The 18,326-nt window shown below is 75.6% G+C and carries 16 protein-coding genes and 1 pseudogene; 8 read left to right on the top strand and 9 right to left on the bottom strand.

Annotated features, from left to right (window positions below):
- Window positions 1–45: 45 nt before the first annotated feature.
- Complete coding sequence (locus J5Y05_RS23085; protein WP_307854050.1) at window positions 46–1,455, bottom strand: zf-HC2 domain-containing protein; 1,410 nt, start codon at window positions 1,453–1,455, stop codon at window positions 46–48.
- Window positions 1,452–2,057 (bottom strand): RNA polymerase sigma factor, encoded by a 606-nt coding sequence (locus J5Y05_RS23090; RefSeq protein ID WP_210874977.1) that lies wholly within the window; start codon window positions 2,055–2,057, stop codon window positions 1,452–1,454. Before J5Y05_RS23090 ends, J5Y05_RS23085 begins: the two co-directional genes overlap by 4 nt.
- A gap of 417 nt (window positions 2,058–2,474) precedes the next feature.
- On the opposite strand from J5Y05_RS23090, the gene J5Y05_RS23095 reads away from it, so the two are divergent.
- The 3 genes from J5Y05_RS23095 to J5Y05_RS23105 all read left to right on the top strand — a co-directional run bounded on the left by J5Y05_RS23095 (window position 2,475) and on the right by J5Y05_RS23105 (window position 4,472).
- A complete protein-coding gene (locus J5Y05_RS23095) occupies window positions 2,475–2,855 on the top strand; it encodes an STAS domain-containing protein (protein WP_210875203.1) in 381 nt (126 codons plus the stop codon).
- 134 nt (window positions 2,856–2,989) lie between these two features.
- A complete protein-coding gene (locus J5Y05_RS23100; protein ID WP_210874978.1) occupies window positions 2,990–3,502 on the top strand; it encodes an EF-hand domain-containing protein in 513 nt (170 codons plus the stop codon).
- A 511-nt stretch (window positions 3,503–4,013) separates the two neighbouring features.
- On the top strand, window positions 4,014–4,472 hold the full coding sequence (locus J5Y05_RS23105) for an ATP-binding protein (RefSeq protein WP_210875204.1): 459 nt from the start codon (window positions 4,014–4,016) through the stop codon (window positions 4,470–4,472).
- Between the two features lie 549 nt (window positions 4,473–5,021).
- Here J5Y05_RS23105 and J5Y05_RS32665 read toward each other — a convergent pair.
- A pseudogene (locus J5Y05_RS32665) lies at window positions 5,022–5,150 on the bottom strand (XRE family transcriptional regulator); the annotation flags it as partial.
- Between the two features lie 13 nt (window positions 5,151–5,163).
- On the opposite strand from J5Y05_RS32665, the gene J5Y05_RS23110 reads away from it, so the two are divergent.
- On the top strand, window positions 5,164–5,793 hold the full coding sequence (locus J5Y05_RS23110; RefSeq protein ID WP_210874979.1) for a class I SAM-dependent methyltransferase: 630 nt from the start codon (window positions 5,164–5,166) through the stop codon (window positions 5,791–5,793).
- A gap of 256 nt (window positions 5,794–6,049) precedes the next feature.
- Here the strand turns inward: J5Y05_RS23110 and J5Y05_RS23115 are convergent, their stop codons facing one another.
- A complete protein-coding gene (locus tag J5Y05_RS23115; RefSeq protein WP_210874980.1) occupies window positions 6,050–7,276 on the bottom strand; it encodes a flavin-containing monooxygenase in 1,227 nt (408 codons plus the stop codon).
- 363 nt (window positions 7,277–7,639) lie between these two features.
- Between J5Y05_RS23115 and J5Y05_RS23120 the strand changes: the two genes are divergently transcribed.
- Window positions 7,640–8,251 carry a GNAT family N-acetyltransferase gene (locus tag J5Y05_RS23120; protein WP_210874981.1) on the top strand — a complete coding sequence of 204 codons (612 nt, stop codon included), beginning with the start codon at window positions 7,640–7,642 and terminating at the stop codon, window positions 8,249–8,251.
- A gap of 7 nt (window positions 8,252–8,258) precedes the next feature.
- Here J5Y05_RS23120 and J5Y05_RS23125 read toward each other — a convergent pair whose 3' ends face one another.
- The 3 genes from J5Y05_RS23125 to J5Y05_RS23135 form a co-directional block, all read right to left on the bottom strand.
- Window positions 8,259–8,927, bottom strand: coding sequence for a pyridoxine/pyridoxamine 5'-phosphate oxidase (locus J5Y05_RS23125; RefSeq protein WP_210874982.1), 669 nt, complete (start codon window positions 8,925–8,927; stop codon window positions 8,259–8,261).
- Between the two features lie 58 nt (window positions 8,928–8,985).
- Window positions 8,986–9,411 (bottom strand): pyridoxamine 5'-phosphate oxidase family protein, encoded by a 426-nt coding sequence (locus J5Y05_RS23130; protein ID WP_210874983.1) that lies wholly within the window; start codon window positions 9,409–9,411, stop codon window positions 8,986–8,988.
- 176 nt (window positions 9,412–9,587) lie between these two features.
- On the bottom strand, window positions 9,588–10,223 hold the full coding sequence (locus J5Y05_RS23135; protein WP_210875205.1) for a TetR family transcriptional regulator: 636 nt from the start codon (window positions 10,221–10,223) through the stop codon (window positions 9,588–9,590).
- A gap of 134 nt (window positions 10,224–10,357) precedes the next feature.
- Between J5Y05_RS23135 and J5Y05_RS31985 the strand changes: the two genes are divergently transcribed.
- The 3 genes from J5Y05_RS31985 (at window position 10,358) to J5Y05_RS23155 (ending at window position 14,536) form a co-directional block, all read left to right on the top strand.
- Window positions 10,358–11,338 carry a VOC family protein gene (locus tag J5Y05_RS31985; protein WP_247615183.1) on the top strand — a complete coding sequence of 327 codons (981 nt, stop codon included), beginning with the start codon at window positions 10,358–10,360 and terminating at the stop codon, window positions 11,336–11,338.
- 200 nt (window positions 11,339–11,538) lie between these two features.
- A complete protein-coding gene (locus tag J5Y05_RS23150; protein ID WP_210874984.1) occupies window positions 11,539–13,890 on the top strand; it encodes a serine/threonine-protein kinase in 2,352 nt (783 codons plus the stop codon).
- Between the two features lie 115 nt (window positions 13,891–14,005).
- Entirely contained in the window at window positions 14,006–14,536 is a 531-nt protein-coding gene (locus J5Y05_RS23155; protein ID WP_210874985.1) for a hypothetical protein, read from the top strand.
- 91 nt (window positions 14,537–14,627) lie between these two features.
- Here the strand turns inward: J5Y05_RS23155 and afsS are convergent, their stop codons facing one another.
- Together afsS and afsR are read right to left on the bottom strand one after the other, a co-directional pair.
- Window positions 14,628–14,834 carry a regulatory protein AfsS gene (gene afsS / locus J5Y05_RS23160; protein WP_210874986.1) on the bottom strand — a complete coding sequence of 69 codons (207 nt, stop codon included), beginning with the start codon at window positions 14,832–14,834 and terminating at the stop codon, window positions 14,628–14,630.
- 208 nt (window positions 14,835–15,042) lie between these two features.
- Window positions 15,043–18,027: an SARP-family global regulator AfsR gene (afsR, locus tag J5Y05_RS23165; protein ID WP_210874987.1), complete on the bottom strand. Its 2,985-nt coding sequence runs from the start codon at window positions 18,025–18,027 to the stop codon at window positions 15,043–15,045.
- Window positions 18,028–18,326: the final 299 nt, after the last annotated feature.

The raw sequence follows: 18,326 nt of genomic DNA on the forward strand, positions 1-18,326 counted from the left end.
GCCGTACGGGGCTTGGCGGGCACGGGGCCCGGCGGGCCGGTGCCACTACATCCGGCTCAGGCTCGCCGCCGCGAACAGCACGTCCCGGATCGCCTCCCGGTCGCCGAGCTGCCCCGCCGCCGCGTCCGCCGGCGGTACGTGCCCCGCGGCGAGCCGGCAGAACTCCACGCCGTCCAGCGCGACATGGGCCACCTCGTGGTCGGCGGAGCCCACCGCGCCCGGGGAGTCCAGCGGGATGAGCCACTCGCCGCCGCCCGAGCCCTCGATCTCCAGCCGCAGGCTGCGCCCCGGAGCACCCGCGGGGACCAGGTGGCGGCGGGCCGCGGTGGCGGCCGGCCCCTCCCGGCGGCGGGCCGCGAGCACGGTCGGCAGCATCCGCGCGGCGAGGTCGATCATGCCGTGCAGATGGCGCGGGGCGGGCGGCGCGTACGGGTAGTCGACGGCCTCGGCGATGTCCTCCGCGTGCACCCAGCACTCGAAGGCCCGGTCCAGCATCGCGTCGCGCAACGGCAGCGCGAAACCGCCGTAGGAGACCGGCCTGCCGCCCGTGGCGCCGCCCCGGCCGCCGGTGAAGGCCGCCGTCCGCACGATGTCGTGGCTCTGCTCCCGCCAGGGCCGGCGCACCGCGCGGGTGGGCGGCAGGCCCGACGCCCGCCAGTACGCCTCGGTGCGGCTCGCGGGCTCCGGCACCGGGGCGGTGATCCCCTCCAGCGGGTCGGGCAGGCCGAGGGCGAGGGCGACCAGCCCGTCGACGGTGAGCAGGTGCGCGATCACCCCGGCGACGGTGGTGCGCCGGCTCGCCTCGTCGTCCGCCTCGAACCAGCGCAGCCGCACCGGCGCGTGCCACTCGGTGTCCCCGATGTCCTGGAGCAGCGCGTCCAGCCGGGCCGTCTCGGCGTCGTAGGGAGTGGCCCACTCCGGGACCGGGACGCGCGGCGGGCGGCGCTCCAGACAGCCGTCGAGGACGCGGGTGCGCAGGGCCGGGTCCAGGTCGAGGCTCTCCGGCCGCTGGAGCAGCCCGACCGCCTCGCGCAGGCGCAGCGCCTCCTCGGCGCAGCCCTCGCAGTCGCCGAGGTGCGCGTCGACGGCGGCGGCCTCCTCGGGGGAGCAGGCGGCCAGGGCCCAGGCTCCGAGGAGGGAGGTCAGCACGTGGTGCTCCAGGACGGGCGGCGCGGCGGGCGCCGGGGCGGCGGGCAGCGGGCGGGCGCCGTCCTCGGCGGAGGCGCGCGGCAGGGGGACGCGGGGCGCGGGACCGGGCGCTCCCGCGCCGTCGCGCTTCCCGTGCTCCCAGTGCTCCCCGTGGTCCGCGTGGTCCCAGTGCTCCCCGTGGCCCGCGTGGTCCCCGTGCTCCCAGTGGTCCGCGTGATGCCCGTGGTGGTCCGCGTGGTCCGCGTGGTGCCCGTGGTGGTCCGCGTGGTCCCAGTACTCCCCGTGCTCGCGGTGCGCGCCGCTCACGCCGCGCCCCCGTAACCGGGCGGGGTGGTGCCCCGGTAGCCGGGCGGCGGCCCGGGGGTGCCCGCCTCGCGGGCGGTGGCGAGCAGTTGCAGGCCCAGGCGGAGCCGGCGGCGGGCCTCGTCCTCGGTGACGCCGAGGTCGGCGGCGGTCTGCCGGTAGTCGCGGCGCTGGAAGTAGGCCAGCTCCAGGGCGGCGCGCAGCGGGGCCGGCATGGACTGGACGATGTAGTCGGCGCGGGCGGCGACGGAGGCGTGGCGCACCTTGTGCTCCAGTTCCTCGGTGGTGCCGGGCCCGCCGCGGGCGAGGGCGGCGGTCTCGGTGGCGCGCAGCCGCTGCACGGCCAGGCGGTGGGTGAGCCCGGCGATCCAGGTGCGCAGCGGCCCCTCGGCGGGGTCGTAGGTGTCGGGGTGCTCCCAGACGTGGGCGAAGACGTCGCGGGTGATGCGGTCGGCGGCCCCCTCGTCGCCGAGGACGCGGTGGGCGAGCCCGTGCACGAGCGAGGCGAACCTGTCGTACAGCTCGCCGAGGGCGGCGGCCTCGCCGCGGGCCAGGCGCCGCTGCATCGTGCGGTCCCAGCGCGGCGGCGTCTCCTTCTTCGCCATGCTGCCCCTTCACCCCCGGCTCGTCCTGGTCGTGCCGCTCGTCACGCTCGTGCCGCTCGTCACGCTCGTGCCGCTCGTCACGTTCGCGCCGCTCGGTCCGGCCGGCGTGCGATTCCCGCCGACTGCCGAATGTAGTGGGCGAGCGGGACGGCGCACGCCCCTTTGTGTCAATGCGCGCCCCTGGCGGTCTCCCCGTGATAGGGGCGCTTGCCAGTACCCCCGCACGGTCGCTTACGCTCCCTCGTGTGACCGGATTCGATTGAAGTGCATCGAAAGCATACGAAACAAGCCATATTCGATCAGGGTCCGTTTTCTGCCCCGGGTTTGCGGGAACGGCCGGTGGGCAGGTGCGCGGCCAAGAAGCGTAGCCATGGCTTCCGTTTCGGGTGAATCCGGACGTTCCGGCGAATGAAGGGCATGGTGGTGGCGTTCAACGTGACCGGCGGCGAGCGGGGCGAGTGGGCCGTGCTCCAGGTGTCGGGCGAACTGGACCTGGTGACGTCACCGGTGCTGCGGCAGCGGGTGCACGGCGAGGTGGCGGAGGGCCGTCACAGCCTCGTCCTGGACCTCACGGAGGTCCTCTTCTGCGATTCCAGCGGGGTCGGCGTCCTCATCGCGTCGCGGCGGCTGATCCGGTCCTGCCAGGGCCGGCTGCGCCTGATCCTGCCCGCCCGGGGAGCGGCCGACGGCTCCCACGTCAACCGGGTCCTCGCCGCGCTCGGCGTCCGCCGTCTCTTCGACGTCCACCCCGACCTCGACTCCGCCACCGGCGACGAACCGCGCCCCCTCTCCGCCTGACGGCACCCCCGCGTGTGACCGGGCCCGCCCCTCACGGGTGGACGGGACGCGATCATGCGGCAGGCCGCGTCCCGGCGTCGTACGCTCCGATCGAGATCACCCTTCGACCTCGACGTAAGGCGGCCAGAGAAGACATGGTCAGCAACGATCACGAGCGCCGGATCGCCGCGCGCTTCGCCACCTTCGACCAGGATGGCAACGGCTGCATCGACCGGCAGGACTTCAGCACCGCGGCCAAGGCGCTGCTCGCCGAGTTCGGCGTCGCCGCCCGCTCCGACCGGGGCCAGGCGCTCTACGAGGGCGCCGAGGCGTTCTGGCAGGGCATGGCGGGCATCGCGGACCGGGACGGCGACCAGCGCATCACCCGGCAGGAGTTCGTCACCGGCGCGGTCAAGCGGCTGCGGGACAGCCCGGAGCGGTTCGGCGAGATCGCCCGTCCCTTCCTGCGCGCGGCCCTGCGCGTCGCCGCCGAGGACGGCGGCACCACCGCCACCGTCGCGGACACCGCCCGCATGCTCACCGTCCTCGGCGTCCCCGGCGACGCCGCCCGCACGGCCGCCGCGGGGCTCGACGCCGACGGCGACGGGCGGATCGGGGAGGCGGAGGTCGTCCCGGCCTTCGCCCGCTACTTCACCCTCCCCGAATAGCGCGTCGCCGAAGGTGGCATTCCGGCGGCGGCCCCGCCGCCGGATGTCACGGATCGTGGCATCCGGATGTCACGGAGCGTCGATACCGGGTTGTGTCCGGCGCGTGACCCGTCACCGCCCGGAGTCGCCGCCGTGCTCCGGTACCTTGGGTGGGATGCGAGTGGTCCCGAGCGCCGGCCCTGCCGGAGCGGCCGTGGCGACGGCTTCGGAACCGGCGGTACACGCCTTGTCCCGCAGGGCGGAGCGGCCGTTCTCCGCCACCTGTTCGACTCCCCGCGGCGAGCGTCGCACAGTATGCCGCACGGGTACTCCTTCGCGCGGGAATATGCCCGAAGCGCTTGTTGGCGTGACTGTACGTCAACCATGCTGTCCCACAGGGGGATCACGGTCCGTGATCCCCGACTCGGCCTTTGTTCTGGCCATGCAGAGAATGGCTACGATCGTGGCCCTCATGAGGCGAGAGCCTTCATGTCCGCCGGTTCGGATGGTGTGAGCGGTGCAGGTGCTTCAAGTGCAACTGGAGATCCGGCCCGACCCCGCAGAGGTGGGGCGCGCGAGGAGGTGGGCGTGCTCCCGGCTCGCCGTGTCCGCGATAGCGGCGGACGAGTCGCTCGCCGAGACGATGGCCCTGCTCGTCTCGGAGCTCGTCACCAACGCCGTGGTGCACACCGGCCGTCCGGCCGTGCTGCGGCTGTACCTGCCGGCCGAGGCGGCCGACGGGGCCACCGTCCGCCTCGAAGTCGACGACATCAGCGGCCGTGCCCCGGCGCCCCGTTGTCCCAACGGCGACGCGACCGGCGGCCGGGGCCTCGCCCTCGTCGAGGGCCTCGCCGACCGCTGGGGCTGGGTCCGCGAGGGCGCCGGCAAGCGCGTCTGGTGCGAACTCGACCGCGCCGCGGGCACGTCCGCGCCCCCGTCGTGCGGCGCCGGCATCGTGCCGTACGGCGGTCTGGCGTACGAGGCGGTCTAGGCGCCCCGCGCCCGGGGGCCCTCGGTGCGCCGGGGGGCACGGACTCCCGTTCTGTCGCGGCGAGATGCTGTGGTGCGCCGGGGTGTGCTTCCGTGCGCGCAGGGCACCAACCGGGCATACAGGATGAATCCCTCAGGTCCTGTTGACGGATCGTGACCATTTCCTCACGCTGTAGGCAACGATTCGCCGTGAGGGGACGACGAGGGTTCGGTGACGGGAGCCCTCGACGAGTGTGGGTCGTGATTCGGCGTCGCTTCTCCCGGGGGACGACTCGGGGGGGTCGGGGAGAAGCCGGGGCGGGAGCGCCGGAGTCGGGTGGCGGCGGGCGGTGCCATGCTCGGGGCGGACATCGCCGCGCCGCCGTCGGCGAACGGGGGGTGTGGCCGGCGACCCGCCGTCCACAGCCTGTGGACAACCGTCACGGACCGGCACGGGGGCCGGGGGGCTCCGGGGGGTGCCTCCCGGGGGGGGCCTCCGGCCGGTCCGCCCAACGAACGGCACCCGCCGGACTGCCGGGGGGTAGTGCCCGAGGCCCCGGGCGGCTCGCTAGTACCCGTCAGCCGCCGTCTGCCCCGTCCACGTACCGGTGACGACGCTCCGGTCGACGGTGAGAGCCAAAGACAACGGGCTGTCCGGGTTGGTCGATGCTCCGGTCAGACTCTGAGCCGTCAGCCGGTGGAAGGATCACCGCATGTCATTGGCCGAGTCCTGGGACAGGTACGCGGTCGGGAGCAAGCGACGCAGGCCCGTGAACGCCAAGGGTGACACCACCTGGCTGAACTGGACCCAGTACGCCGATCACGGGCCGAACGAGAGCCTGCTGGGGCCCGTGGCGGGGCGTCGGGTTCTGGAACTCGGCTCGGGGAGCGGCGGTAACCTCGCGCACCTCGTGACGCTGGGCGCGACAGGCCGAGGGGTGGACATCGCCCCCGCCCGGAAGGCGGTCGCGCTGGAGCGCTGGGGCGATCTGCCGGGCCTTGAATTCCATACGGCGGAGGCGACGGCCTTCCTGAAGGAGACGGGCGAGACATTCGACGTCGTGCTCTCGGTCTTTGGCGCCGTGTGGTTCGTCGATCCGGACACCTTGCTCCCGCTGATCCGCTCGCGCATGGCACCGGGCGGCATGCTGGCCTTCTCGCACTTGCCCCCGGGCGGCCAGGGGCCGAAGCCCCCCAGAGCCGGACTGCGGCACGACCGCACGCCGGATGAGTGGAGGCGCATCCTGACGGGGCACGGCTTCTCCGACGTGCGCGTGTCTCTGATCGACCCGCCAGAGGGCAAGGCTGTGGGCACGATGCTCGTCCGTGCCTTGGCGGCCTGAACCGCGCCGCTGAGGGCCCGTCCGAGGCCGCCCTCGCGGCGGTGCCGTTCGTCTGGCCGCTCACCGGCACCTTCGCCAAGTGCGGCGCTCCACCGACGGCCTGGTCCAGACGCACTTCGTGCCCGCCGCTCGTACGACGTCGTCTGGTACGCCTCCGGGGCCCTGTGCGTGGTGGCGGCCCTGATGGCCCTGGTCGTCCGCCGCCGCCCGGCGGTCGTGCCGGCCTGACGCCGGCCCCGCGCGGGCGGTACGCGGCTCAGCGGGGGAGGCGGGAGACGGGGCCCGAGCCGCCCTTGGCGTCGTGCCGGGCGACGGCCCGCGCGATCCGTTCCGCGTCGAGCGCCAGCTCGCGCAGCATGCCGCTGATCGGGTTGGTGAAGCCGGTGAAGTACAGCCCGGGGGCGCCGTCGGGGGCGCGGCCCCCGCGCACGGCCGGGCGGCCCCGGTCGTCGAGCACCCCGAGGTGGCCCACCAGGGGCTCCAGCCCGCGGCGGTAGCCGGTGGCCGCGAGGACGACGTCGGGGGCGATGTGCTCGCCGTCGGCGAGGAGCACCTTGCCGTCCTCGAACCCCTCGACGGCCGCCACCACCTCGACCCGGCCCGAGCGCACCGCGGCGATCAGCCCGGCGTCCTGTACCGGGATCGCGCCCTCGGCGACCCGGCTGTAGAGGCCGGTACGGGGGCGCGGCAGCCCGTACGCCGACAGGTCGGGCACGCTGATCCGGGCCACCGGCCGGGCGAGCCGGTCCACCAGGCCGACCGGCAGCCGCCGCACCAGGACGCCGGTGTACTGGGAGGGCCAGCCCGCCGTGGAGCGGCGCAGCAGGTGCGGCGCGGTGCGCACCGCGAGCCGGACCCGCGCGGCGCCGCCCTCTACCAGGTCCACGGCGATCTCGGCGCCGGTGTTGCCGACGCCCACGACGAGGACGTCCCGGCCCGTGTACGGAGCCGCGTTGCGGTAGTCGCCGGCGTGCAGGAACTCGCCGGTGTACGTGTCGCGGCCGGGCCAGTCGGGCAGCCGCGGGGTGTGGTTGTGACCGGTGGCGACGACGACCGCGGCGCCGGTCAGCTCGCGGCCCCCGGAGCCGCGCAGCAGCCAGCCGCCGTCGGGCAGCGGCTCGACGCGGGAGACCTCGACGCCGGTGACGATCTCCAACTGGTGGTGCTCGGCGTACTTCTCCAGGTAGCGCACGACGTCGTCGCGGGCCGGCCAGCGGCCGAAGCGGCGCGGCATCGGCAGTCCGGGCAGTGAGGAGAGGCGGCGGGTGGTGTGCAGCCGGAGCCGGTCGTAGTGGCGCCGCCAGGAGGCGCCGACGCGGTCGGCCCGCTCCAGGACGACGGCGCGCAGCCCCCGGGCGCGCAGCTCGTGGGCGACGGCGAGACCGCCGGGTCCCGCGCCGATGACGTACACGGGGCGGTCCGCGGCGGGCGGGGTCCGCGGCGGGGCGGAGGGGGGCTCGGCGGAGGCGGGGGAGTCGGCCATGCGCCGAGCGTAATATCGCACCGGTTTGATGGGTATCGGTCAAGACCGAAATCGGTTGCGAATCGGTTACGACTGTCCCGCCGGTCCTCCAACACCCGCCGTACGAGGCTTTCGTGCCGTCCTACGGCCTTTGGCGCACCCCGGTACGCGGTCCCTGCGTATGGCCTCCCGCCACCGCCCCGCATCGGTCCTCCCGGCCCCCGTGCCCTCCCGGCTCCCGCGCCCACCCCGCCCCCGTCCCCGTGCCGCCCCGCGCCCGCCCCGGCCCCCCGCGCCCGCCCCGTCGGCCGTACCCGGCCGGCGATCCGGCCTCCGGGGCGGGATCGGAGGCCCCCGGCCGGGCCGGTCGGATTGAATGGGCGGATGGCCCACACACCGATGCGCACCCTCGCCCCCTCCCTGACCGAGCCACGCGGACACGGACTGCGCCTGTGCGCCTGGGACGCCGGTTCCGACACCGACGTGCGGACCTGGCTGCGCGGCCTCCAGGACCCCGAGTTCCTGCGCTGGAACACCCCGTTGACGGTGCTGACCGGGCCGGACGCGGCCCGCCGTTCGCTGCGCGCGCGGGCGCTCGACGCGGGGGAGGGGCGGTCCGCCTCGTTCCGGATCACCGACGCGGAGAGCGGCACGGCGCTCGGGCACATCGGCGTCAACGAGATCAACCGCCCCATGAAGCTCGCCCGGGTCGGCTACTGGGTGCTCCCCGAGGCCCGCGGCCGGGGCGTCGCCACCCGCGCCCTGCTCCTCGCCTCCCGCTGGGCCTTCGCCGAACTCGGCCTGCACCGCGTGGAACTGGGCCACGCGGTGGGGCACGAGATCTCCTGCAAGGTCGCCGAGCGCTGCGGGTACCGCTACGAGGGCACGTTGCGCGGCGCCCTCTTCGAGTCCGGCCGCCAGGACGCCTTCCGGGACGCCCACCTGCACGCCCGCCTGGCGGTGGACGAGGAGCCCGAGGCGCCCGCCCTGCCCTGAGCGCCGGTCACGGCCACAGCAGCCCGCGCTCCCAGGGGCCCTCGCCGGTGCGCCGGTAGGCGAGGCGCACGTGGCGGCGGCGGGCCTCGCCCTGGAAGAACTCCACCTCCTCCGGGCGCAGTTGGTACAGCGTCCAGGACGGCACCGGCGCGTCCGGCTCCCGGGCCGCCCGCTCCCACGCCGCCTCCGAGGCCCGCGCCAGCTCCCGCGCGGAGCCGAGCGGCGCGCTCTGCCGGCCGGTGAGCGCGGCGGCGAGGGCACCGGTCGAACGGGCGCCCAGCCCGGCCCGCGCCGCCTCGGCGGGGGCGACGGCCACCGGTCCGCGCACCCGCACCTCGCGGCCGAGCACCGGCCAGTAGAAGACCAGCGAGGCGTACGGGCGGGCGGCGAGCTGGCCGCCCTTGCGGCTGTCGGCGTGCGAGGCGAAGGCCCAGCCGTCCGCGCCGGCGCCGTGCAGCATCACGATCCGGGCATCGGCCCGGCCCCCGGCGTCGGAGGTGGCCAGCGTCATGGTGTGCGGCTCGCGTTCCCCGGCCGCGACGGCCTCCGCGAACCAGCGGGTGAACAGCTCCAGCGGATCGCCGGGCGCCGTGGCCGGGTCGAAGGGCGGCAGGTCGGTGACGGCCGGGTCCCACACGCGCAGCGACCTCAGCAGCTCGTCAAGATCGGTTCCCATGCCCCGATTGTCACGCGGACGCGGGTTCGGCGGGCGGGATCACAGCGCGCCGGCCGGGTCACAGCGAGCCGAGGTCGGAGGAGACCCAGTGCTCGGGCCGCATCCGCAGCACGACCTGCTCGCCGTGGTCGGCCGCGGCGGCGGTGACGTAGGCGTCGACCTTGTCCGCCGGCAGGTACCGGGCGGACAGCTCCCGCAGCCGCTCGGTGCTGGAGGGGGCGGTCTCGACGACCGGGCCCTCCACCGAGACGTAGCGGACGGTGGGCGTCACCCGGTCGACCAGGAGGGTGAACCGGCCCGCGGCCTGGATCAGCCGGTTCTTGCGGCTGTCCGCCCCGGTCATGATCCAGACCTCGCCGCCGGGCGCGTACTGGTACCAGATCGGCACGGAGAGCGGGGCGCGGTCCGCCCCGGCGTGGACCGAGAGCGCGGCGATGTGGGGCTCGGCCAGGAACGCCTCGCGCTCTTCGCGGGTGAGGGCCATCACGGTCTCCTTCGGTGGTGGGGGAGGAAGGGCCCGGGGGCCCGGAAGCACGACAGGCGGCGGCCCACTCGGGGTGGACCACCGCCTGCGGGACAGGACGTGGAGGGTGGGAGCGGGACGGTGCGGTGGGGCAGGGATGACAGGCTGCCGCGGCGTCGCTCGGGTGCGGGACGGGGCTACCGGGTGGGCTTCCTCCCGGTCACGCCGAGGTAGGTCAACAGCGCCAGGGTGGGCTTGAGTTCGGCCTGCTTGACGCCCCAGGAGGAGAAGCCCTTCTGGTGCGAGGCCGCGGCGGCGAGCATGACGACCAGCGAACCGGCGACGGCGGCCGGGTTCACGTCCGGGTCGACCCGGCCCTTGGCCTGGAGTTCGGCGACCGCCTCCGACAGGGAGGAGTTCACCGCGTTGAGGACCTTCATCCGGATCTTGGCGAACCGCTTGTCGCCCTCGGCCGCGCCCAGGTCCACGACCCGCAGGATCGCGTCGTGGTGCCGCCAGAACTCCAGGAACCCGTCGACGAGTTCCTGGGCGGTCTGCCAGCCGGCCTTGCCCGCCCAGGAGCGGCCGGCCACCAGTGCGGAGAGGTCGGAGCTCTCGGCGGCCATGCCGTCGGCCAGCTCCAGCACGGCACCTTCGACGTCCGGGAAGTACTGGTAGAAGGTCGCGGGGGAGGTGCCGGCCTTGCGCGCGACGTCGATGACCTTGACATCCCGGTAGGGAGAGGAACGGAGCATCTCGCTGAGGCAGTCGAGCAGCTTCTGCCGGGTCGCCTGCCCACGCCGACCGGCCACGCGGCCGTCGACGGTACGCACTTGTCCTGTCATGCCGTCAGCTTACCGACGGGGGGTGGGAGCGCGATTCGGCCGACTGCAAATGGGGTGCGGGGGCGATATGTGGGGGGTGTTCCTGGTCTGCGGCGTGCCGGGGAGACCGCTACGTTGGCGGCATGGCCGAAAAAGGTGCATCCGCGGAGAGGGTGTCCGCGTATACGGAAGGCGTCCCCTGCTGGGTGGACGCGCAGCTCTCCGACGTCGAGGCGGGCAAGCGTTTCTACGGCGGGCTGTTCGGGTGGACCTTCGAGGAGACGGGCCGCGAGGACCGCTCGGTGTGGGCGCTGCTGGACGGCGAACCGGTCGCCGCGCTCGTCCCCAAGACGGACGGGCGGCTGCCCAGCGTGTGGACGGTGTACTTCGCCGCCGACGACGCGGTGGCCCTGGCCGGGCGGATCAGGGCGGCGGGCGGCACCGTCGTCGCCCCGCCCCACCCGGTGGCCGACCTGGGCACGGCCGCCCTGGTCACGGACCCGCAGAACGCGGTCTTCGCCCTGTGGGAGGCGGGACCGGCCCCCGGCCCGGCGGCGGAGGCCGACCCGCTCGGCGGGCGGGTACGGGGTCCCGGCGACGAGGCCGGCCCTCGGGAAGGCGCCCCGCCCGGCCCTCCGGAAGGCGCCCCGTCCGGCGAGAACGGTGGCCCCCCGGGCGAGCCGGCCGACTCCACCGAGGGCGCCCCCTCCCGGCCGGCCGAGGCCGCCCCCTCCCGTGCCGGCGCCCCCCGCCCCCGTACCACCGAGCTGCGCCCCTTCCCCGGTTTCGGCAGGCGCCGGGTGCCCGGGGCGTTCGTCTGGGCCGAGCTGTACACCCGGGACACCGGCGCCGCCAACGCCTTCTACGGTGACCTCTTCCACGACGCCCTCTTCGGTCCCGGCGCCGAACCGGTCGTCGGCCGCGCGCGGGTCCTGGACGTCTTCCCCGCCGAGATGCCGCCGCACTTCCTCGTCCACTTCCTGGTCCGCGACTGCGAGGCCGCGCTCGGCGAGGCGGCCCGGCTCGGCGGACGGGTACAGGTCCCCCCGTTCGAGACGTCCTACGGGCGGGTGGCCGTGGTCTCCGACGGGCAGGGCGCCTCCTTCGCCGTACTGCAACGCTGAAGCGCCCCCGCGCCTCCGCCCCGTGCCGGCCTTCGCCCGGGATTCTGGCGAGACACCCGGATTGTCCCGGGGTTCGCCAGCAGCGCCCGGGACAGGAACAATCGGGGGGCGTGCCGCGATGGCGGCGGGGTGGTGAGACGCTGCACTTCGGTCGCGTCCAGATGTGGGTGACGCGGCTCGTACGGGGAGGTGGCAGGCAAGTGGTGGATCAGCTCACGCAGCACGATCCGCGGCGCATCGGGCCGTTCGAGGTGCTGGGGAGGCTAGGGGCCGGCGGTATGGGGCTGGTCTACCTCGCGCGCTCGGCGTCGGGCCGGCGCGTGGCGATCAAGACGGTCCGGACGGAGCTGGCCGAGGACCAGCTCTTCCGCGTCCGCTTCACCCGCGAGGTGGAGGCGGCCCGCGCGGTCTCCGGCTTCTACACCGCGGCCGTGGTCGACGCCGACCCCCGCGCCGCCGTGCCCTGGCTGGCCACCGCCTACGTCCCGGCGCCCTCCCTGGAGGAGATCGTCAACGAGTGCGGCCCGATGCCGGCCCAGGCGGTGCGCTGGCTGGCCGCGGGCGTCGCCGAGGCGCTCCAGTCGATCCACGGCGCCGGACTCGTCCACCGCGACCTCAAGCCGTCCAACGTCCTGGTCGTGGAGGACGGCCCCCGGGTGATCGACTTCGGCATCGCCTCCGGTGTGTCGAACACGCGGCTGACGATGACCAACGTCGCCGTGGGCACCCCCGCCTACATGTCCCCGGAGCAGGCGAAGGACTCCCGCAGCGTCACCGGCGCCAGCGACGTCTTCTCGCTCGGCTCGATGCTGGTCTTCGCCGCCACCGGGCACCCGCCCTTCCACGGGGCCAACCCGGTCGAGACGGTGTTCATGCTGCTGCGCGAGGGCCCCGACCTCGACGGGCTCCCGGACGAGCTGCGCCCGCTCATCGAGGCGTGTATGCAGATGGAGGCGACCGCCCGCCCCAACCCGGCCGACCTCCAGGCCCAGCTCGCCCCGCACCTGTTCGGCTCCGGCTCCGACGACAGCGGCACCGCCTCCGCCTGGCTGCCCGAGCACGCGGTCGGCCTGATCGAGGAGCGCCGCAACGGCCGGCCCCCGGTCCGGCCCGGCGGCGCGGGCGGCGGCCGGGGTCCGCAGGGCGTCCGCCCCGCCCTGCCGCTGCCCCCGCCGCCCGCGCACGACCCCGTCGTCCCGCCGCTGCCCGCCGTCCCCGACACCGGCCCGGTGCGGCTGGCCGGCGCCCCGGTGCCGATCGGCCCCGGCCCCCGCGTCTCCGACATGCGGGCCGCCGCCGTCGCCGCGCCCCCGCCGGAGGCCGCCCTGGCCGCCTCCTGGTCCCGGCCCCGCCCTGGCGTCAACGGCGCCGATCCCGCCGTACCGCCCGTTCCGGCGGCACCCCCGGAGTCCGCCTCGCCGGCCGGCTGGCGCCCCTGGCGCTTCCGCATGTCCAACGACGTGTGGGGCACGCCGTCGGTCGACGGCGACCTGGTCTACGTCACCTCCTTCGAGGTGCACGCCCTGGACGTGGCCACCGGGCGGCGCCGTTTCAAGACCCGGGACGTGGCCTGGTCGATGGCGGTCGCGGACGGCCGTATCCACGCCTCCGACGGGCCCACCCTCTTCGCCCTGGACGCCCGCGAGGGCTCCGACCTGTGGCGGTTGCAGACGGACGCCTGGGTCTACTCGATCCAGGCCGACCACGGCACGGTCGTCACCGCCACCCGGGGCGGCGGCGTCCAGGCGTGGGAGGCCGCGGGCGGGCAGCGGCTCTGGGAGATCACCGGCGCCCAGACCGACTTCGAGTCGGCCGAGGCGGGCGCCGTGGTCCACGAGGGCACGGTCTACGTCTGGCAGGACGCCCGGCTGCGCGCCCTGGACGCCCGCACCGGCGAGGAGCGCTGGTCGTACCCGATCGGCGACGCCGCCTCCTGCGGCGGGGTGCCGGTCCGCCTGACACAGGCGTCCGACGGCTACGTCTACGTCGCCGCGGGCACCCGCGTCATCGCCCTGGAGGTCGCCGGCGGCCACGTGCGCTGGCACTTCGAGGCCCCCGCGGTCTTCCTCTCGCCGCCCGCCTTCGTACCGGGCCCGGCGGTGACCGGCGGCGGGGTGTACCTCGCCGACTACCTCGGCACCGTCTACGCCCTCGACGCCACCGACGGCCGCGACCGCTGGCGGATCGCCACCGAGGCCCGCTCCTGCGCCGACCCGGTGCTGGTGGCCGCCGGTCACGTGCACGTGGGCAGCGGCAAGGGCCTCTACACCCTGGACGCCGTCACCGGCACGCCCAAGTGGCGCTTCCAGGCGGGCGGAGACATCGTGGGGGCGCCCGCGGTGGCCGAGGGCCGCATCCACTTCGGCTCCACCGACCACCTGCTCTACACGCTCAAGGCCGACGACGGCCGGCTGCGCTGGAAGCTGGCGACCGGCGGCGAGATCACCGGCTCACCGGTCGTGCGGGACGGCATCGTGTACGCGTGCAGCAAGGACCGCTGCGTCTACGCGCTGGACGCGGAGAAGGGCACCGGGACGGCCCGCACCGCCTGACGGCCCCGCCGCCCGGACGTCCTGACGGCCCCGGCGCCCGCGCGGTCACCCGGCGTGCGCGGCCGTACCGCACTGGTGACATGGCCGTGACAGTCGGCTGACTACGCTGACCGCCATGACGACACGGGGGCGAGCACTCAGGTTCACGACGGTCTCGGTGGCGGTGGTCCTCTGCCTGACCGGATTCTCCACCGGCACCGGCCACGGCGGCGGGAGCAAGAGCAAGAGCCGCAGCACCGGGAAGAGCGGCAGCCGTGGCGGCGGCGGGTGCAGCAGCTCCCGGCAGGACCACGACACGTCCACGTCGGCCTCCGGCGGCACCTACCGGGGCGGCACCCATCGCGGCCCCACCGGCACCGCCGGCCCCAGCCCCACCACCCGGCCCGCCACGGTGCGCCTGGTGAGCTGCGCGACCGCCAAGCGGCCCTACGCCACCGTCGAGGTCACCAACCCCAACGACCGGCGGCGCACCTTCGACGTCGCCGTCTCCTTCCGGGACGCCGACGGCCGCACCATCGAGGACGTCGTCCGGGGCAGCTCCGTACCCGCCCGGGAGACGATCCGCGTCCGCCTGCCGCTCACCGGCGCCGCGCCGCGCACCCCCGACCACTGCCAGACCGACCCCACCGCCCTCCCGGCGTCCTGACCGGCGAGGAGGCGGGCCGCCGGGAACGCCTCGGCCGCGGCGGCTCCCCCTTGCCCGCGCCGCCGCGGCCGATCCCCGTGTGGAGGAAGGTCTACTCGCCGTCCCGGCCCGGAGCGGGCGGGGCGGGCATGTGGCTGTCCTGCGTGGTGACGGTGCCGTCCTTCGGCGGCGCCGGCATGTGACTGTCCTGCGGGGTGGCGACGCCGTCCTTCGGCGGTGCCGGCATGTGGCTGTCGAGCGTCGTGATCGTCTCGTCGGCCTTCTTCTTCGCCTCGTTGTTCCCGACGGCGTTGCTCATCGTGTGGACCCCCATGAAGTGACGGAGCGATTGGCTGGAACCGCCCGTTCGGCGACTCCCCCGCGGATCGCCGAACGGGCGCTCCGGGGCCGTTCACCCTATCGGCGAGGCCCCGGCGGCCCGTCTGCCCCCCGACGCGACGGACCGTTGCCATGACAGTGGCAGGCGGCCATAAACGTTCGATGAACGCCGCGCGCGTGGGGCCCCCTCAGGCCGCGCCCACCGGCCGCAGCAGCGTGCGCAGTTCGCCCGCCTCGGGCGCGTCCAGCCGCTCGTAGATGGCGAGGGCGTCGCGCCAGCAGGCCCGCGCCCGGTCGGTCTGCTCCAGCCGGCTCAGCGAACGCCCCAGCAGCGTCAGGATGTTGGCGCGCATCCAGTCGCCGCCGATGCTGCCCGTGCTCAGCGCCTGCTCCGCGTGGCGGGCCCCCTGCGCCGGCCGTCCGGCCGACAGGTGCACCTGGGCGATACGGAAGTGCGTCGCCCCCTCCCACAGCCGCTGCCGGTTCTCCACGAACGTCTGGAGCGCGGCGGAGAGTTCACGCAGCGCCTCGGTCTGCCGGGAGGCGTGGCTGAGCGCGATGCCCAGCGCGTAGCGGGCGTTGGCGAGGCGGAAGGTCAGGCCCAGCTCGTCGTAGATGGCGATGCCCTGGCGGACCAGGTCGATGCCGGAGGAGGTGCGGCCGACCGAGACCAGGACACGGGAGAGGTTGCACAGCGCGCTGGCCTCCCCGGGCCGGTTGCCGTCGGCGCGGAACGCCCGTACGGCCTCCAGCAGATGGGCCTCGCTCGCGGCGCGCAGGTTCTTGCAGTTGGCGATGATGCCCTGCTCGTTGTGGGCGTTGGCCCGGGTCCAGGGGTCCTGGGTGCGGGCGCCCAGTTCGATGGCGCGCTCGGCCTCCCGGCCGGCCTCGTCGAACCGCCCGGCCCGGCTGAGGACCTGGGCCAGCGTGGTGCGCGCCCGCCCCTCCGCGTGGTCGTCGCCCGCGGCGGCCGTGGCGTCCCGGGCGGCGAGCGCCGCCGCCTCGTAGCCGAGCGCGCTCGCCCCCGACTCCGCGAGGTCCTTGGCGGCCAGCAGCAGGTCGACGGCGCGGCGCAGCGTGGCCGGGCCGAGGGACTGGCGGACGCAGGCGAGGATGCAGGCGGCCTCGGCGTGCAGCCAGTCCAGCGCGCCGGCGTCGTCGGTGAAGACCGTGCCGGGGAACGCGGTCGGCTCCAGGTGGTCCACCGTGCGGTCGCCGGGCCGCTCGATGGCGTACACCCCGGCCGCCGTGGCCAGGTAGAAGTCGAGCAGCCGGGCAAGGGCCGCCGCCCGCTCGCTCGGCGGGTGCTCGTCGCGCTCCGCGCAGGCCCGCGCGTAGAGCCGGACCAGGTCGTGGAAGCGGTAGCGGCCGGGCGCCGCCGACTCCAGCAGGGAGGTGTCCACCAGCGATTCGAGCAGGTCCTCCGTGTCGTGCTCGGGCAGGTCCAGCACCGCCGCGGCGGCGGCCAGGGAGATGTCCGGCCCGTCGGCCAGCCCGAGCAGCCTGAAGGCCCGCGCCTGCGCCGGTTCCAGTTGCCCGTAGCCGAGTTCGAAGGTCGCCTCGACGGCGAGGTCCCCGGCCTGCAACTCGTCCAGCCGGCGCCGCTCGTCGGCCAGCTTGGCGGCGAGGACGGAGACGGTCCAGGTGCGCCGGGCCGCCAGGCGGGAGGCGGCGATGCGGATCGCCAGCGGCAGGAAACCGCAGGCGGCGACGGTGTCCAGCGCGGCCTTGCGCTCGGCCGCGACCCGCTCCTCGCCGACGATCCGGGTGAAGAGCGCGAGTGCCTCCTCCGGGGACATCACGTCCAGGTCGACCAGATGCGCCCCGGCCAGCCCCACCATCCGCACCCGGGAGGTGACCAGCGCCGCGCAGCCGGCCGTGCCCGGCAGCAGCGGGCGCACCTGCGCCGCGTCACGGGCGTTGTCCAGCAGGACCAGGACGCGGCGGCCGTCCAGCACCGAGCGGTAGAGCGCGGCCCGCTCCTCCAGCGAGTCCGGCACCGCCGAGTCGGGGGTGCCGAGCGCCCGCAGGAAGGCGCCGAGCACCGTCTCCGGTTCGACTGCCCGCGCGCCGGCGCCCTGGAGGTCGACGTAGAGCTGCCCGTCCGGGAAGGCGGGCCGCGCCTGGTGGGCGACGTGCACCGCGAGGGTGGTCTTGCCGACCCCGCCGATGCCGGCCAGCGCCGAGACCGCCATGACCCGGGCCTCGGAGCCGGAGGCCGCGGACAGCACCTCGCCCAGTTCCCGGACGACGGCCGCGCGGCCGGTGAAGTCCGGCACGGTGGCGGGCAGTTGGGCGGGGCGTACGGGGGCGGCGGCCGGTTCCTCGGCCGGGGCGGGCGGCTGGGCCAGGGCCGGGTCGGCGCGCAGGACGCGGTTTTGGAGATCCTGGAGTTCCGGGCGCGGGTCGACGCCCAGTTCGTCGGCGAGCAGGCGCCGGGTGTCCGCGTAGACCGCCAGGGCCTCGGCCTGCCGTCCGCTGCGGTACAGGGCCAGCATCAGCAGCTCGCGGGGGCGTTCGCGCAGCGGGTGCGCGGCCGTGAGCGCGGTCAGCTCCGAGACGGCCTCGGCGTGGCAGCCCTGCTCCAGGTCCAGCTCCAGCCGGGTCTCCAGGAGTTGGAGCCGCCACTCCTCCAGGCGGACCCGCTGCGCCCGCGCGTACGGCCCCGGTACGCCGGCCAGCGCCTCGCCGTCCCACAGCGCCAGCGTCCGCCGCAGCGTCTCGCGCGCCGCGCACAGGTCCCCGGCGCCCCGGGCCTTCTCCGCCCCGGCGGCCAGCTCCCGCGCCTCGGTCAGGTCCAGGGTGCCGCGTACGGCGTACCCGCCCGACTCGCTCACCAGCACCCCGGCGCCGAACACCTTGCGCAGCCGGGAGGCGTACGTCCGCACCGCGGCCAGCGCCCGCGCGGGCGGGGCCTCGCCCCACAGGGCGTCGATCAGCTCGTCGGCGGTCGCGGTACGGCCCTCGCGCAGCAGGAGGGCGGCGAGCAGGGCGCGTTGCTGGGGGGAACCGGCGGCCAGCGGTTCGCCGCCGCGCCAGGCGCGCACCGGCCCGAGCACGCCGAAGCGCGGCGGCACCGGCACGGCGGCCGGCTCCTGCGGCACCGGTACGGCGGCCGGCTCCACCGGGGAGCCGGGCCCCCGCCGTTCCGGGGTCCGCGCCACACCGTCCATGGAGTCCCCCTAGGCTTCCTGAGCAACCAGGCCAAGTTTGCCTTGCCCACGGCGGCTCCGTCAGCCGCGGGGACGCCGATCACCGCACCACACCCCCGGCCCCGCAACGCCCTCACACTCTCTCCGCACGGACCCCGCTTTCGGGGGCGGGGGTGCCCCGCCTCCCCGGGCACCCCGGGCGCACCCCGCCCCGCCGCCGGGCCGTCCGTCACCGCCCCGCCGCCCGTCACCCGCGCGAGGGCCCGCCGGCCCCCGGCGCCCGCCTGCCGCCGCCCCGCCCCTGGCCGGCCGGACAGGCG

Source organism: Streptomyces tagetis (genome assembly GCF_018069565.1).
In the GTDB taxonomy this organism is placed as follows: domain Bacteria; phylum Actinomycetota; class Actinomycetes; order Streptomycetales; family Streptomycetaceae; genus Streptomyces; species Streptomyces tagetis.